Source organism: Achromobacter sp. LC458 (assembly GCF_001005835.2).
Taxonomy (GTDB): domain Bacteria; phylum Pseudomonadota; class Gammaproteobacteria; order Burkholderiales; family Burkholderiaceae_B; genus Achromobacter; species Achromobacter spanius_B.
This window is the reverse complement of record NZ_LBHW02000003.1, coordinates 24397-38455: the sequence shown is the minus strand read 5'-3', so window position 1 is coordinate 38455 and position 14059 is coordinate 24397. Positions and strand designations below refer to the sequence as shown.

The window sequence follows — 14059 nt, the reverse complement described above, 5'->3', positions numbered from 1 at the left end:
CCTCCAGCGCCGCCTGCCGCACCAACCCGCCCGCCGCTTTGCCCTGGACCGGCCGGCTGCTTGTCCGCGTCGCGCGTCGCAGGCTGAGTTATCGTCTTGCCTGGCAATTTCGCTGAATTTCCCCTAAGCCCTTCTCCATGTCCCTTATTTCCCCACCCCGCCTTGTTGCCCTGATCGCCCCCCGCCTGGATACCGGCCCTGTCGGTCGTGCCGTTCAAGCTTGCGCGGAGCGGCTGGCGGGCGAAGGCTACTTTCTGGCGGTGGGGCCGTGGCACGACCCCGCCATGCTGACGCAATTGGCCGCCTTGCAGCCCGCTGCGGCGCTGGTCATGGGCCCGCTGGACGAGCCCAATCTTCGCGCCGGCCTGGCCGCGATGGAAATTCCGGTGGTGGAAACGTGGAGTGCCTCGGCGCACCCGCTGGATACGGCCGTTGTGATCGACAACGAAGAGGCCGGTCGCATGGCCGCGCGCCATCTGGCGGAAAAGCGGCATGCGCTGGTCGCCTGCATCAGCGCGGACAACGCTTGGGAACGCGCGCGACGCCAGGGGTTTATCAGCGCGGCGGCGGCGCTGGGGCTGGACCGGGTTGCGGACATCGTGCAGCCCGAAGTGCTGCAAATGAACGACGGGCGGATGGCGTTTTTGCGGCTGCTGGCCACCAATACGATCTTTGACGCGGTGTTTTGCACGTCGGATCTGCTCGCGGCGGCCGCGGTGTCCGAGGCGCACAACCGCGACCTGCACGTGCCGCAGGATGTGGCGGTGCTGGGTTTCACGGATGACGGCAGTGCGGCGCAATGGGCGCAAGGCCTGACGACGCTGGGCATAAACGCGGCGGACCTGGGCCGCCGGGCAGCGCAGGTGTTGCTTGATCGACTACAGGGCGAACTGGCTGCCGGCCAGCATCAGACCTTGGAAGTGACGTTCGAAGCTCGGCTAAGCACGTAGAAAAGCGCGGCGCTGGGCGCTATACCGCTGCTATCCGGTGCTATACCGCTGCTATACCGCTGCGATACCGCCCTACCTTTTCGGCCTGCAAACAACGCGGCAAGCCGATAGTCTGTCGACACCTTCACGCCGGAAGAAACCGCAGACCCTTCAGACCTCGTACAACGCCGGAAAGCCCGCGTCTTCCAGCATGGCGTTGGCTTCCTTCAAGAACCCCGGCGTGGCGGTTTCAGGCACGCGGACCAGCCATTGAACGGCTTCCTGCTTCTTGCCGCGCAGCAGCAGCAAGCGTCCCAGATGGAACATGCCCCGGAAATCACCGCCCTCGGCGCAGCGCTGATAGCAATCGAAAGCGCGGTCGATGTCCTGCTCGACCACCTCGCCCGCTTCATAGAACCGCCCGACCACGCCAATCGATTTCACATGGCCGCCCTGCGCGGCTTGTTGGTACAAGGCCAGTGCCGCCGCCTTGTTTTGCGTGACGCCGCCCCGGCCGGCGCGCAGCATGTGCGCGTAGTTGTACATGCCCCAGTCCAGGCCACGGTCGGCGGCCAGCCGGAACCAGTACGCCGCGACGGTGTCGTCCGCCGCCACGCCCCAGCCGTTTTCGTAGCAGCGGCCCACCATGTTGATGGCCATCGGATGGTCGGCATTGGCGGCGCGCTTGAACCAGGCCAGCGCGGCGTCGGGCTGGCGCGCCACGCCCACGCCGTCCAGCAGCATCTGGCCGTAGATGGTCTGGGCTTCGACCATCCCCATGTCAGCCGCGGCGCCGATCCATGCGGCATAGGATTCCGGCGGCCCTTCGCGCAGCTGGGCCAGTTGTTCCGGCGTGGTGGCGGCGACATCGGCGGCGGTGTAGGTCTTCAAATCGTGCTCCTTCTACGGCGCCAGGCGTCCGCCAGATTTTGCGCCAGCGCGTTGCCCACGTCGGTGGGCGAGCGATGCGCGCCGCAGGCCGCCATATCGACGGTGCGCAAACCTTCGTAGCCGCAGGGGTTGATGCCCAGGAAAGGCGCCAGATCCATGTCCACGTTCAGGGACACACCATGATAGGCGCGGCCGTTGCGGATCTTGATGCCCAGCGCGGCAATCTTGGCAAGCTCGCCACTGTCGGGGCCCAGGTCGGGATCAGGCACATACACACCCGGTGCGCCGGGTTTGCGACAGGCGCCATTCACGCCATGCTGGGCAAGCGTGTCGATCACCGCGCCCTCAAGCAAGGTGACGTATTCCTTCACGTACATGTCCACGCGGCGCAGGTCGAACAGGGCATAGGCCATGATTTGCCCGGGCCCGTGATAAGTCACTTGACCACCACGATCGCAATGCACGATGGGGATGTTGCCGGGGTTCAGCACATGTTGCGGCAGACCGGCCTGGCCCAGCGTGTAGACCGGCGCGTGCTCGCAAAGCCAGATTTCGTCGGGCGTATCGGCGCCGCGCAGCGCGGTGTACGCCTGCATGTCCTGCCAGACCGGCAGGTAGTCCGCCGGCCGCGCGAGCCATTTGATCACGGCGATTCCGATTACACGATCACAGAACGATCGACACCATCGGATGGCCGTGCAGCGCCTTGTACAGGTTGTCCAACTGTTCGCGCGAGGTGGCGCGCACGATGAACGTCAGGCCCATGTAGTTGCCGCCCTTGCTGGGACGCATCTCGACCGTGGCGGCGTCAAAGCCCGGGTCGAACTGCAACACGACGTCAGTCAGCGTCTGGGCAAATTCGGGATGCTGCTTGCCCATGACCTTGATGGGAAAGTCGCTGGGATATTCGATAAGCGATTCTTCGGGCGGAATATGCATGAGAGTTACCTAGAGAGGTGGTTGCCCCTGAATGTTCTTATATGGGGGCAAGCTGCGCACAGGCAAGGCCGGCCGAAAGCGCGACGGGCGGCTGCGGCAGCCGCCCGGGACAACGGTTTACAGCGCGGCGATGCGGGCATCATAACCCGCTCGCAACTGCTCAAAAACAGGGCCGGGCTTGCCCGAACCCACCGGCTTGCCGTGCAGCGAAACGATCGCCAGCACTTCCTTGGTGGCGGAAGACAGCATCAGTTCATCGGCGGATTCCACCTCTTGCTGGGTGATGCGGCGCGCCTCGAACGGGATGCCGGCGGCTTCGGCCAGTTCGCCCATCAGGCCGTAACGGATGCCTTCCAGGATCAGGTTGTTCTTGGGCGGCGCCAGCAATTTGCCGCCCGAGACCACCCAGATGTTGGTGGAGGAACCTTCGGTCAGGTGGCCATCGCGAAACTGCACGACTTCGTCGGCGTTCGCATCCACCGCCTGCTGCTTGGCCAGCACGTTGCCCAGCAGCGACACCGACTTGATCTCGCAGTGCAGCCAGCGTTCATCCGGAATGCTGATGGCGGTCAGGCCTTGCGCGCGCTGCGCGGCGGGCGGCGGAGACCACGCCGAAATCATGCCGAACACGGTCGGCGTGATGGCCGCAGCGGGAAACTGGTGGTCGCGCTTGGCAACGCCGCGCGTCACCTGCAAGTACACGATGCAGGTGTCCAGATTGGTGCGCGCCAGCAACTGTTCGATCAGATCGACCCAGCCCGCGCGGTCCATCGGCGGCGTGATGCGCAAGGCGGCCAGGCTGCGGTCCAGGCGGTTCAGGTGCTCCGCCATGCGGAACGCCTTGCCCTGGTACACGGGAACGACTTCGTAGATGCCGTCGCCAAAAATAAAACCGCGGTCCAGGACAGAGACTTTCGCCTCGTCGACACGCAGGAACTCGCCGTTGAGATACACCTGGCTTTCGCCCGGCACGCCCGGAATCATGGGGTACTCCTGAAGGATCAAACGTCGCGGACAAGCCCGATGGGCTTGCCTGTAAATGGAAAACGGGCGTTTCGCACGAAACGCCCGCTGCTAGCTTACACCCGCGGCCGCACCCGTGGCACGGCGCGGTGCGGTGCGCTTACTGGAACCAGCGCTTGACGGTGTCGACCATGCGGCCAAAGAAGCCGGCGCGTTCGACGGCGTCCTGCACGACCAGCGGCTCGGTGCGCAGCACCTTGCCGTCCAGCGTGAATTGCAGCGTGCCCACCTGTTGGCCCTTGGCCAGCGGCGCGATCAGCGGATCGGTGCGCTGGGCGACCGGCTTCAGGTCGCCGGCCTTGCCGCGCGGCACGGCAATCGACACGGGCTTGGGCGGACCCAGCTTCACGTTTTCAGCGGTGCCTTCCCAGACGCGCGCATCGATGCCGGGCTGGCTCTTGTCGAACAGCTTGACGGTGTCGAAGTTCTGGAAGCTCCAGTTCAAAAGCTTCAAGCTTTCTTCGGCACGTGTGGCTTCGCTGTCCGTGCCCACCACCACCACCAGGATGCGGCGGTCGCCGCGCACGGCGGTCGACACCAGGCAATAGCCGGCCGAATCGGTGTGGCCGGTTTTCATGCCGTCCACCGACGGGTCGGCCCACAGCAGGCGGTTGCGGTTGGGCTGCGTGATCTTGTTGTACGTGTAGCTCTTTTGCTTGTAGTAGTGGAAGAAGTCCGGGTGATCGGTGATCAGGTGCGCGGACAGCGTGGCCAGGTCGCGCGTGGACGTCATGTGCTGCGGGTCGGGCAGGCCGGTGGCGTTCATGAAGTGGGTGTTCTTCATGCCCAGGCGTTCGGCTTCCTGATTCATCAGCGCGGCAAACGCCGATTCGCTGCCGCCCACGGCTTCGGCCAACGCCACCGAGGCGTCGTTACCGGACTGCACGATCATGCCTTGGTTCAGTTCGTCGACCGTGACGGGCTTGCGCGGTTCGATGAACATGCGCGAACCGCCCGTGCGCCAGGCGTGCTCGGACACGGGCACGGTCTGTTCCAGCGTCAGGCGCTTTTCTTCCAGCGCGTTGAACACGACGTAGGCCGTCATGATCTTCGTGAGCGAAGCCGGTTCGACCTTCATGTCGGGATTGGACGCGGCCAGGGTCTGGCCGCTGTTCACATCGATAACGATCCAGGCCTTGGCCGCGATGGTGGGCGCCGGCACCGCCGACACATCACCCACCGGCACCACGCCCGAGGCTGACGGCGCCGGCGCGGTGGCGCCCGCGGCGGCAGGGGCAGCGGCGGGCGCTTGTTGCGTCCAGGCCGGCATCGAGGCCGCAAGCAGCGCCGACAATACCGCGCCCGTCAGCAGACGGCGGGTAAAGACAGCGGGGGATTGAGCGGAGTAAGGCAAATTCTTCATCGGCAACGTGGGTCCAGGAAAGACGCCCGCCGGCGCGGGGCTAGTGGCTGACAATTATAGGCAGGCGATTGGACCCGGCCGGTTCGCGCGGGGTTCCCGGTGCATTTAAAACATGCAACCTGATGCAACCTGCTGCCTTCGTGTGGCCGGTTCAGTCCAACGCGACCTTCAGCCGCGCCTGGATCAACTGGCGCAGCACCAGCAGCTTGCCGTGAAAGAAGTGCGATGCGCCCGGCACCACCACCACCGGAATCGAACGCGGACGCGCCCAGTCCATGGCTTCGGACAGCGGCACCACCTCGTCTTCTTCGCCGTGGACCATCAGCGTGTCGTCAGGAACCTGGACTTCATGCGACTGAAACCGGTTCACCGCCGGCCCCATCAACATCAGCGCGGACGGCAGCTTGGCATCGCCCGCATCCGCCAGCGCCGCGTAGGTTTGCGCCGCGACCGCGGTGCCAAACGAAAAGCCAGCCAGTACCCAGGGTGCGTCGGCCAGTTCGGGATGCAGCTCGCGCATTTGCGTCACCACGGCAAGCATGTCCTGGGTTTCGCCGACCGACTTGTCGAACACGCCTTCGGACTGCCCGACGCCGCGAAAGTTGGGGCGCACCGCCACCAGGCCATGCTGCACGCAGGCGCGCGACACGGTGGTGACCACCTTGTTTTCGCGCGCGCCGCCTTGCAGCGGATGCGGATGCAGGACCAGGGCCCAGCCTCGCGGCGTGCCGGCAGGCCAATCGACGGCGCAATCAATGCGGCCGGCGGCGCCGGTGAAGGCGTGGGTATCAGTGCGTGCGGACATGGTTTAACTCAACGTGCAAAAAGAAAATGAGGGAGTAAAGACTTGGATTCAATTGCCGGGCCGTGACCCGGCAGAGGAACTGAACGCGGGCTCGAAGTTCGGTCCGGGCCGCGGGCCGAATCCGCGCCGGGGCGCGGTTTCTGACGTAGCACCGGATGCCACTGCGGAGGCGGGTTCGGACGTGGCGGCGGAGGCGCTTCGCACCGTCGCCGCCAACCATTGCGCCAGCTGATCCGAGGCCTCGTCCGTGGCTTGCCGCAGCGCCGCGACGCCGCCGGCGGCGTCTTGCGTCGGCGTCGGCACGCGCACCTGGATGCGCTTTTGATCGACCACGTTGCGACCATTGAGCAGCACTGCCTGCAACAGGATGCGGCCTTCGCTGGACTGCCCGTCATCGGCATACACCTGCTCGAACTGCATCAGCGTCAGTTGCAACTGCGGCATCTGAAGATTGACGCGGTCGGCCAGCACGGCGCCCTGACGAGACAAGCGGTCGGTGATGCGCTGGCGCACGAGTTCGGACGGCGACGAGGCCCAGCGGAACGTGGCATACGCCCGGGGCGCGGCGCTGTCGCCCACGCGCCAGATCATGCTGGTGTCCGACAAGGCGGGCGGCGCTTGCACGCTCATGGCGATCGGTGCGCGGGCCGGCAGCGCCGGCACGGGTTTGGCGTCCAACCCCAGGTCGAACACCGAGGGCGGCGCCGGCACGCGGCCGATGCCGCAGCCCGCCAAGGTCAGAGTCAGGGTCACGGTCAATAACAGTACGGCGCTGCGCATTTTCATTTGGGCTGTCTCCCGAATCCGGCAAAGCCGGCTTCGCCAGGCCCGGGCGCAACGGGCGCCGGGCCGAACAAGAACGATTGCGGCGTGCTGTCGACACGGCGCAGGGTGACGGTCGCGCCACGCGCGGCGGCGCTGACGTTGGTGGCCATATTGGTAACGGCGGGCAGGGTTTCGCCATCCAGGCGCGCGGCGGCCAGCGCAATGTCGTTAAGGCTGCGCGTGGCGACCGACAAGGGGCCGTCGGGCGCATTCAAGCGCGCCAGCGCCTGCCGCGCCTGCTGCGCCAGGTCGGCAATCTCGCGCGCGGCGCGGTCGGCCTGGCGCGACGTCGTGCCCAGCGAATCGATCAGCGGTCCCAGCTTGGCCATGGTGGGCGCAAGGTCGCGGCTGGCTTGCCGCAACGACTGCGTGATGTCGGTGGCGTTCTGCAAGGTGGCGGTCAGCGCTTGCACGTTCTGTTCGCTGAGCACGCGGCGCAGTTGCTCGGTGGCCTCTTCCACGTTGGATATCAGCTTGCCGCCGCGCTGCTCGATGCGATCAAGAAAACCGGGGCGCAGCGGAATGGCGGCGGGATGCTCGGCGGACGAGGCCAGGCGCTTGAGCGACGAGCCGTCGTCGCGCAGTTCCACGTTGGACATCCCCGTCACGCCTTGCACGCCCAGTTCCGCCCACGTTGATTCGGTGATGGGCGTATTGGGCGCCACGCCGATACGGATGCGCACCTGCCCCGGCTTGTTCGGGTTCAGCGCCAAGGACTGCACCTTGCCCACCGGCACGCCTTGATAACGCACGGCCGATTGCGGATTCAAGCCGCTGACGGCGGTGGCCGACACGATCTCGTACGTTTGCAGCTTGGTGCGATCCCGCCCGATCCACACGGCGATCAGCGCGGCGGCAACCAACAGGACCAGCGTGAAGATGCCGGCCATGAGCGCATGACTACGGTTTTCCATGATGCAACCCCTTCGGCGCCAGGTCCCCAAGCGCGCGCAAGCCGCGTTCGCCCAGAAAGAATGTATGAATGAACGGGTGATCGACCTTCAGGACTTCCTGCACCGTGTCGCACACGATCACCCGCTTGTCGGCCAGCACGGCGACACGCGTAGCCAGCGCCAGCAGCGTGTCCAGATCGTGCGTCACCATGACGACGGTAAACCCCAGCTGGCGGTGCAGGCTGCGCACCAGATCCACGAATTCGTCCGAACGCAGCGGGTCCAGCCCGGCGGTAGGTTCGTCCAGGAACAGCAATTCGGGGTCCAGCGACAACGCACGCGCCAGCGCCACGCGCTTGACCATGCCGCCGGACAGGTCCGACGGCCGCTTGTCGGCGTCCTTGGCGGATAGCCCGACCATGGCCAGCCGGCACATGACGACATCGCACACCAGGTCTTCGGGCACCGTTCGCAGTTCGCGCAATGGCAGCGCCACGTTGTCGAACACGGACAGCGCCGAGAACAACGCCCCCGCCTGAAACAGCATGCCCCAGCGGTAAGACAGGCGCCGGCGCTCGCCGGGCGACAGGTCGAACAGCGAATGCCCCAGCACTTTGACGGAGCCGGCGGCAGGTTGGTCCAGGCCGATGATTTGCCGCAGCAGCACCGTCTTGCCGGTGCCCGATCCGCCCACCAGCACCAGGATTTCGCCGGGGAAGACGGTCAGGTCCAGGTTGTCGTGCACCACATGGTCGCCAAACGCCGTGCGCAGCCCGCGCACCGTGATAACGGGCTCGACGGTGACGCTGTCGTCGGTGAACAGGCGATTTTGCGTGGCGCTGTTCATCAGATGCCCACCGAACTGAAGATGATGGCGTAGAAGGCGTCCAGCAGGATCACGCCGGTAATTGATGTCACCACGGATGTGGTTGTGCCCCGGCCCAGGCTTTCGGTATTGGGCTGGATGCGCAAGCCAAAGTGGCAGGCGATCAGCGCGATCAAGATGCCGAAGGTCACGCCCTTGAGGATGCCGATCCAGTAATTGGTCAGCGAGATGGCGTCCGGCAGCGAGGTCAGGAACCACTGCGGCGAGATACCCAGCTGCATCTGCGCGGCCAACATGCCGCCCAGCAAGGCCATGGCGTCCGTCCACAAGACCAGCAGCGGCATGGTCACGGCCAGCGCCAACACACGCGGCAGGATCAGGCGCTGCCCGTGCGAGATACCCATGACGCGCATGGCGTCCAGCTCCTGCGTGACGCGCATCACGCCAATCTGCGCGGTGATTGCAGAACCAGACCGGCCCGCCACCAGAATGGCCGCCAGCACCGGCCCAAGCTCGCGCACGATGGACACGCCCAGCAGCCGCACGATAAAGCGGTCGGCGCCGATCATCTGTAGCTGCTGCGCCGACAGATACGACAGCACCACGCCGATCAGAAACCCCACCAGCGCCGTGATGCCCAGCGCCTGCGCGCCCGTGCGATACACCTGCGCCGAGATCTCGCGCCAGGGCCCCAGGCGCGGCCGGCGCAGCATGGCGCCCAGGTCCAGCATCAATTGGCCCAGCATGATCAGCAGCGCCCGGCCGTTTTCGGCGGCTTGCAAGATGGCGCCGCCCAGGCCGCGGATCCAGGCAAAGCTTTCGGGCTTGGGCGGGGCCGTCTGGGCCTCGCCCTTGTTCATGGCCAGCGCGTTGAAAACATCCTGCTGGCCGGCCGACCAGCGCACCCGTTCGGGCAGTTTTTCCCCCCAGGCCTGCCAGATCAGCAAGGCCCCGATGGTGTCCAGGCGGCTGATGCCGTGCAGATCCCAGCGCACGCCTTCCTGGGCCGCGCGGGCCATGGCGGTGCGCCGGCGTTCGACTTCGCCGGCCTGTGCCAGGGCCAGGACGCTCCAGTCGCCCGCCACATGGCAGACTTTTCCGTCCAGACGGAAAGGCGCGGCGGCGGACGCGGATGAAGCGGAATGCGGCATGTAGGCGGGGCACCGGATGCAAAATGTATCGCCAATGATAAACGCTTGCGCCCCGAAAGACCGCGCGTGGCGGCCGCGTGCCCTACAATCGCCGCCATGTCCGAACACGTCCGCCCTATCGACCTGCCCGCGCCGGAAGCCCTGGCCCGCGAGCTAGGCCAGCGCCTGCCTGTATTCCAAGACATCACCTGGACCGGCAACACCGGGTCGACCAATGCCGACCTGCTGGCGCGAGCCCGCTCGGGGCTTGGCGCGGCCAAACCCTGGCTGTTGGGCACCCATCTGCAAAACGCCGGCCGCGGCCGCGCCGGCCGCCCTTGGCAAAACCGCGCGGGCTCCACGCTGATGTTTTCGTGCGCGTACGACGTGCACCTGCCCGCCGCGCAATTGCCCGCGCTATCGCCCTTGGCCGGCGTCGTCGCCTGCGAGGCGCTGCGCGCCGTTGCCGGGCCGCGTGCGAACGGCCTGTGCATGAAGTGGCCGAACGATGTGCAGTGGCACGACGCCAAGCTGGCCGGGGTGCTGGTGGAAACCACCCGCAATCCCGGTGGCCGCGAGGCCGGCTACACCGTTGTCATCGGCATGGGGGTCAATTTGCGCGACGCGGCCGAGCTGTCCCGCGCGCTGGATCGCGATGTGGCCGACTGGACTCAGGTGCAGGCCGAATCCGGCCTCCTGCCCGACGCGGCTGACCTGATCTGCGCCAGCGCCACCGCCTGGCACGACGCGGTTCAAACCTTGGAACGCGAGGGTTTTGCCGCGTTTCAGCATCGTTTTGACCGAGTCGACGCGCTGGCGGGCCGGCCGGTGAACGTGCTGGAAAAAGGCGATATCCTACTTAGCGGCACCGCCTGTGGCGTGGACGAACATGGCCGCCTGCTGGTGCAAACGCCCCAGGGCGCCACACCGATTTCAATTGGTGAAATCTCGATTCGACGCCAAGCATGATTATTCTTATTGATTCCGGCAACAGCCGTTTGAAGGTGGGTTGGCTGGACGCCAGCAACCGCGATATGCCGCGCGAGCCGGCGGCGGTCGCCTTTGACGGCCTGGACCTGGATGCGCTGGATGGCTGGCTGGCCGCGCTGCCGCGCCGCCCGCTGCGCGCGCTGGGCGTGAACGTGGCGGGCGAAGCCCGCGGCACGGCCATTGCCGCCATCCTGCAAAAACACGGTTGCGCGGTGACGTGGTCGCCTTCGCAGGGCACGACGCTGGGGCTGGTCAACAGCTACCGCGTGCCGACGCAATTGGGCGCCGACCGCTGGGCGTCGCTGCTGGGCGTGCTGTCGCGCCTGCCCGGCGCCCATCCCCCCTTCGTGCTGGCCAGCTTCGGCACGGCCACCACCATTGATACCGTCGGCCCCGACAACGTCTTCGCCGGCGGGTTGATTCTGCCGGGCCCGGCCATGATGCGAAACGCCCTGGCCCATGGCACCGCCAACCTGCCCATCGCCAACGGCCAGGTCGTGGCCTACCCCGTCGACACGCACGAAGCCATTGCCTCCGGCATTGCGGCCGCGCAGGCGGGCGCGGTGGTGCGCCAATGGCTGGCGGGCCGCCAGCGCTATGGCGAGACCCCGCAGATCTACGCGGCGGGCGGCGGCTGGCCCGAAGTGCATCAGGAAATAGAACGCCTGCTGGCCGATGCCGGCGGCGCATTCGGCGCCGCGCCGGTGCCGGTGTACCTGGACCACCCCGTCCTGGATGGCCTGGCCGCAGTCGCCCGCGCCACCCTGGACCTCAACGCCTGAGCAAGGCCCGCCATGCGAGTGCTCTTCATTCTGATCCTCTTGGCGAACCTGTGGGTGCTGGCGCTGGGCCAAGGCTGGATCGGCGTGCGGCCAGAAGACGAAGGCCGGGATACAAGGCGGTTTGGTCAGGAATTGAATGCGGATGCGGTGAAGCTGGTGGGGCGGACGGCGCAGTGATCGGGCGGGACCCCTGCTGATTCAGGGCTGCGCGGCGATCCCAGTTCAGTCCAGCCAAGACGCCAGCGCGTCCATCGTCCGACGCGTGGCGCCGGCGTGCAGCTCGAACCAGCGACGCGCAGCCCGGCTAGCCTCTTGGCGCAGCGCTTCATCGTGCACCATCGCTATCGCGGCATCCACCGCCCCGGCAGGATCGGGCTGGCGCACCACCGCCCCCGCCGCAATCGCATCTTCGGCCGCCTGCAAAAAATTGAACGTGTGCGGCCCCACGATCACCGGCACGCCCGCGGCGCAGGCTTCGATCAGGTTCTGCCCGCCCAGCGGCGCAAAACTGCCCGCGACGATGGCGACATCCGACGCAGCGTAATAGAAGGCCATTTCGCCCAGGCTGTCGCCCAGCACCACGGCGGTTTCCGGGGTCGCCTCGCCGCCCGCGCTTCGCCGGATGAACGGTAGCTGCGCATCGCTCAACAGCCTGGCCGCCTCGTCAAAGCGTTGCGGGTGTCGCGGGATCACCATGAAAAGCGGAGCTTCCGGCTGCCCGCTGTAGCGCTTAATCGCGTCGATAAAAGGGGCGTCCTCGCCTTCGCGGGTGCTGGCAATCGACACAACCGGCCGACCCAGACGCTTGCGCCATTCTCGGCCTGCCTGAACCTGCGACGCCGGCAGCAACAGGTCGAATTTCAGATTACCGGTCACAGCGGGCACGGGCGCGCCCGCCTGCACCAGCCGCGCCGCGTCTTCCACCGTTTGCGCCAGGACCATATCGAGGCCGGCCAAGGCTTCGTGCATCACGCCGCCCATGCGTTTTGCCTGGCGTAGCGACGACGCGGAATATCGCGCGCTGACCAGCGCCATCGGCACGTGCGCGCGTCGGGCGGCGGCCAGTAGATTTGGCCAGATTTCGCGTTCGATCAGCAGTCCGCAGCGCGGCTGGTAGCCGCGCATGAAGCGGCGGGTAGCGCCCGGGAAGTCGTACGGCAGCCAAGCTTGGCGCAGTTGGCCCCGGCCCATGGCGTCGGCGAACAAACGCTGGCCTTCAGCGCGGCCCGTGGCCGTCATGTGAGTCAGCAGCACGGGCAAACCGCAGTCTAGCAACGCTTGCAGCAATGGCTGGGCGGCGCGCGTCTCGCCCAGGCTGACGGCGTGCACCCAGACGGGGCGGGTCCAGGGGCAATCGGCGGTAGTGGAGACAGGGGCAGCAGCCTGGGACGCGGCAGTCCAAGCGAAAAACGGTTGCCCATCCGCTGGGTGGCCAAACCGCTCGCGCGAAAACACCTCCCACTGACCGCCCGCCCGTTTGGCGCGGCGCGCCATCCACAGCCACAGCAGCGGCGCCAACGCCCGCAGTGCCAGCGTGTAGACGCCGCGGTTCATGTCAGTGCGCGGCCAGAGCCTGCTCAACCGAGGCCATCACCGCTTCGCGCGATGGAGACGCGCCGCGGTCGCCCAGGCTGGCCGTGTAGTTCGACCCGACCAGCGGCGTGCGAACGGGGGTGGAAGCGCGGTAGATGCCGATGGTGGGGCGGCCCAGCGCCGCCGACAGATGCGTCAGCCCGCTGTCCAGGCCCACCATCAGCCGCGACCCGGCCAGCAAGCGCGCCACGTCGGTCAGGTCCATGCGCGGCATGACTTCGGCGCCTTCCATGCCGGCCACGAGCAGGCTCGCGCGCTCGGCCTCCGCGTCATTGCCCGCCAGCAGTTTCAGGGTGCAGCCGGCTTCGCGCAGGCGGCGGAATACCGCGCGCCAGTCCTCTTCGGGCCAGAGTTTGTCGTCGCGGCTGGCCGACGGCATGATCACCGCGTAACCCCGGTCGTTGTCCAAATGATGCAGGCGCGGCAGTTCGGCGGCGTTCAAGCCGTCGCTGCCGACTTCAACCACGGGTTCCACGGGCTGACTGGCCTGCCGCACGAAATTCTGCAATCCAAAGTCCGGCAGCCCGGCATGCTGGTAGCCAAAGGTCAGCGCGGCCAACTTGCGCTGTCGGATCACGGCAGGCTGCCAGAATTCCACGCGGTGCCGCACGTTGTAGAACAGCGACGCCAAGGGCTCACGCGCCGACCGCCAATCCAGCCCATGCCGCACGCCACGCGCCTGACGCACCAGCCAAGCAGATTTCAGTAGCGCCTGCATATCCAGCACGATGTCGTATTGCGTGGAGCGCAGCCGTTCTTTAAGCGCCCGGCGCTCGAAGCGCACCTGCGACGACCACCACGACTTGCGCCAGCGCCGATGGGCGACCTTGATGACTTCATTGACGGCCGGATGCCACGACGGAATCTCGGCAAACGCTTCCTCGACGATCCAATCGATCTGTGCGTCAGGCACATGCCGGGCAATATCGGTGATTGCCGGAAGCATGTGGACGAGGTCGCCCAAGGAGGAGGTGCGAACGATGAGGATTCGTGTGGGCATAATGATTCGAGCTTGGCGCCGCCCTCGACCCGATGTTGGCAGGCGCCGTTCAACGCAGCCCGCACTGTAC

Annotated in this window: 15 protein-coding genes and 1 pseudogene; 4 read left to right on the top strand and 12 right to left on the bottom strand. The window is 66.6% G+C overall.

Annotation, left to right across the window (positions count from 1 at the left end; genetic code table 11):
* Positions 1-137: 137 nt before the first annotated feature.
* On the top strand, positions 138-950 hold the full coding sequence (locus YH64_RS03625) for a LacI family DNA-binding transcriptional regulator (RefSeq protein ID WP_143215238.1): 813 nt from the start codon (positions 138-140) through the stop codon (positions 948-950).
* Between the two features lie 150 nt (positions 951-1100).
* On the opposite strand, the gene YH64_RS03620 is transcribed toward YH64_RS03625, so the two are convergent.
* The 10 genes and pseudogenes from YH64_RS03620 to YH64_RS03575 all read right to left on the bottom strand — a co-directional run bounded on the left by YH64_RS03620 (position 1101) and on the right by YH64_RS03575 (position 9645).
* Entirely contained in the window at positions 1101-1820 is a 720-nt protein-coding gene (locus YH64_RS03620) for a tetratricopeptide repeat protein (protein ID WP_046802959.1), read from the bottom strand.
* Entirely contained in the window at positions 1817-2467 is a 651-nt protein-coding gene (gene lipB, locus YH64_RS03615) for a lipoyl(octanoyl) transferase LipB (protein WP_046802958.1), read from the bottom strand. The genes YH64_RS03620 and lipB overlap by 4 nt, the downstream gene beginning before the upstream one ends.
* Positions 2468-2486: 19 nt before the next feature.
* On the bottom strand, positions 2487-2759 hold the full coding sequence (locus YH64_RS03610) for a YbeD family protein (RefSeq protein WP_006216435.1): 273 nt from the start codon (positions 2757-2759) through the stop codon (positions 2487-2489).
* Between the two features lie 117 nt (positions 2760-2876).
* A complete protein-coding gene (locus YH64_RS03605) occupies positions 2877-3743 on the bottom strand; it encodes a D-amino acid aminotransferase (protein WP_046802957.1) in 867 nt (288 codons plus the stop codon).
* A 139-nt stretch (positions 3744-3882) separates the two neighbouring features.
* Entirely contained in the window at positions 3883-5145 is a 1263-nt protein-coding gene (locus tag YH64_RS03600) for a D-alanyl-D-alanine carboxypeptidase family protein (RefSeq protein ID WP_046802956.1), read from the bottom strand.
* 151 nt (positions 5146-5296) lie between these two features.
* Positions 5297-5950: an alpha/beta hydrolase gene (locus YH64_RS03595; RefSeq protein ID WP_046802955.1), complete on the bottom strand. Its 654-nt coding sequence runs from the start codon at positions 5948-5950 to the stop codon at positions 5297-5299.
* A gap of 186 nt (positions 5951-6136) precedes the next feature.
* Positions 6137-6736: pseudogene (locus tag YH64_RS03590) on the bottom strand (ABC-type transport auxiliary lipoprotein family protein); the annotation flags it as partial.
* Positions 6733-7689, bottom strand: a complete 957-nt coding sequence (locus YH64_RS03585) for an MlaD family protein (protein ID WP_046802953.1) — start codon at positions 7687-7689, stop codon at positions 6733-6735. The gene YH64_RS03585 and the pseudogene YH64_RS03590, both read right to left, overlap by 4 nt.
* Positions 7676-8515, bottom strand: coding sequence for an ABC transporter ATP-binding protein (locus YH64_RS03580; RefSeq protein WP_046802952.1), 840 nt, complete (start codon positions 8513-8515; stop codon positions 7676-7678). Before YH64_RS03580 ends, YH64_RS03585 begins: the two co-directional genes overlap by 14 nt.
* Positions 8515-9645, bottom strand: coding sequence for an ABC transporter permease (locus tag YH64_RS03575; protein ID WP_046802951.1), 1131 nt, complete (start codon positions 9643-9645; stop codon positions 8515-8517). The genes YH64_RS03580 and YH64_RS03575 overlap by 1 nt, the downstream gene beginning before the upstream one ends.
* Positions 9646-9741: 96 nt before the next feature.
* Between YH64_RS03575 and YH64_RS03570 the strand changes: the two genes are divergently transcribed.
* Genes YH64_RS03570 through YH64_RS30055 form a run of 3 tightly spaced genes read left to right on the top strand, consistent with a single transcriptional unit; the run spans position 9742 to position 11573 of the window.
* Positions 9742-10593, top strand: a complete 852-nt coding sequence (locus YH64_RS03570; RefSeq protein ID WP_046803127.1) for a biotin--[acetyl-CoA-carboxylase] ligase — start codon at positions 9742-9744, stop codon at positions 10591-10593.
* Positions 10590-11396: a type III pantothenate kinase gene (locus YH64_RS03565; RefSeq protein ID WP_046802950.1), complete on the top strand. Its 807-nt coding sequence runs from the start codon at positions 10590-10592 to the stop codon at positions 11394-11396. Before YH64_RS03570 ends, YH64_RS03565 begins: the two co-directional genes overlap by 4 nt.
* Before the next feature lie 12 nt (positions 11397-11408).
* Positions 11409-11573, top strand: a complete 165-nt coding sequence (locus tag YH64_RS30055; protein ID WP_185975327.1) for a hypothetical protein — start codon at positions 11409-11411, stop codon at positions 11571-11573.
* Between the two features lie 45 nt (positions 11574-11618).
* Here YH64_RS30055 and YH64_RS03560 read toward each other — a convergent pair whose 3' ends face one another.
* Complete coding sequence (locus tag YH64_RS03560) at positions 11619-12950, bottom strand: 3-deoxy-D-manno-octulosonic acid transferase (RefSeq protein WP_143215236.1); 1332 nt, start codon at positions 12948-12950, stop codon at positions 11619-11621.
* 1 nt (position 12951) lies between these two features.
* Positions 12952-13989: a lipopolysaccharide heptosyltransferase I gene (waaC, locus tag YH64_RS03555; RefSeq protein ID WP_046802948.1), complete on the bottom strand. Its 1038-nt coding sequence runs from the start codon at positions 13987-13989 to the stop codon at positions 12952-12954.
* Between the last annotated feature and the right edge of the window lie 70 nt (positions 13990-14059).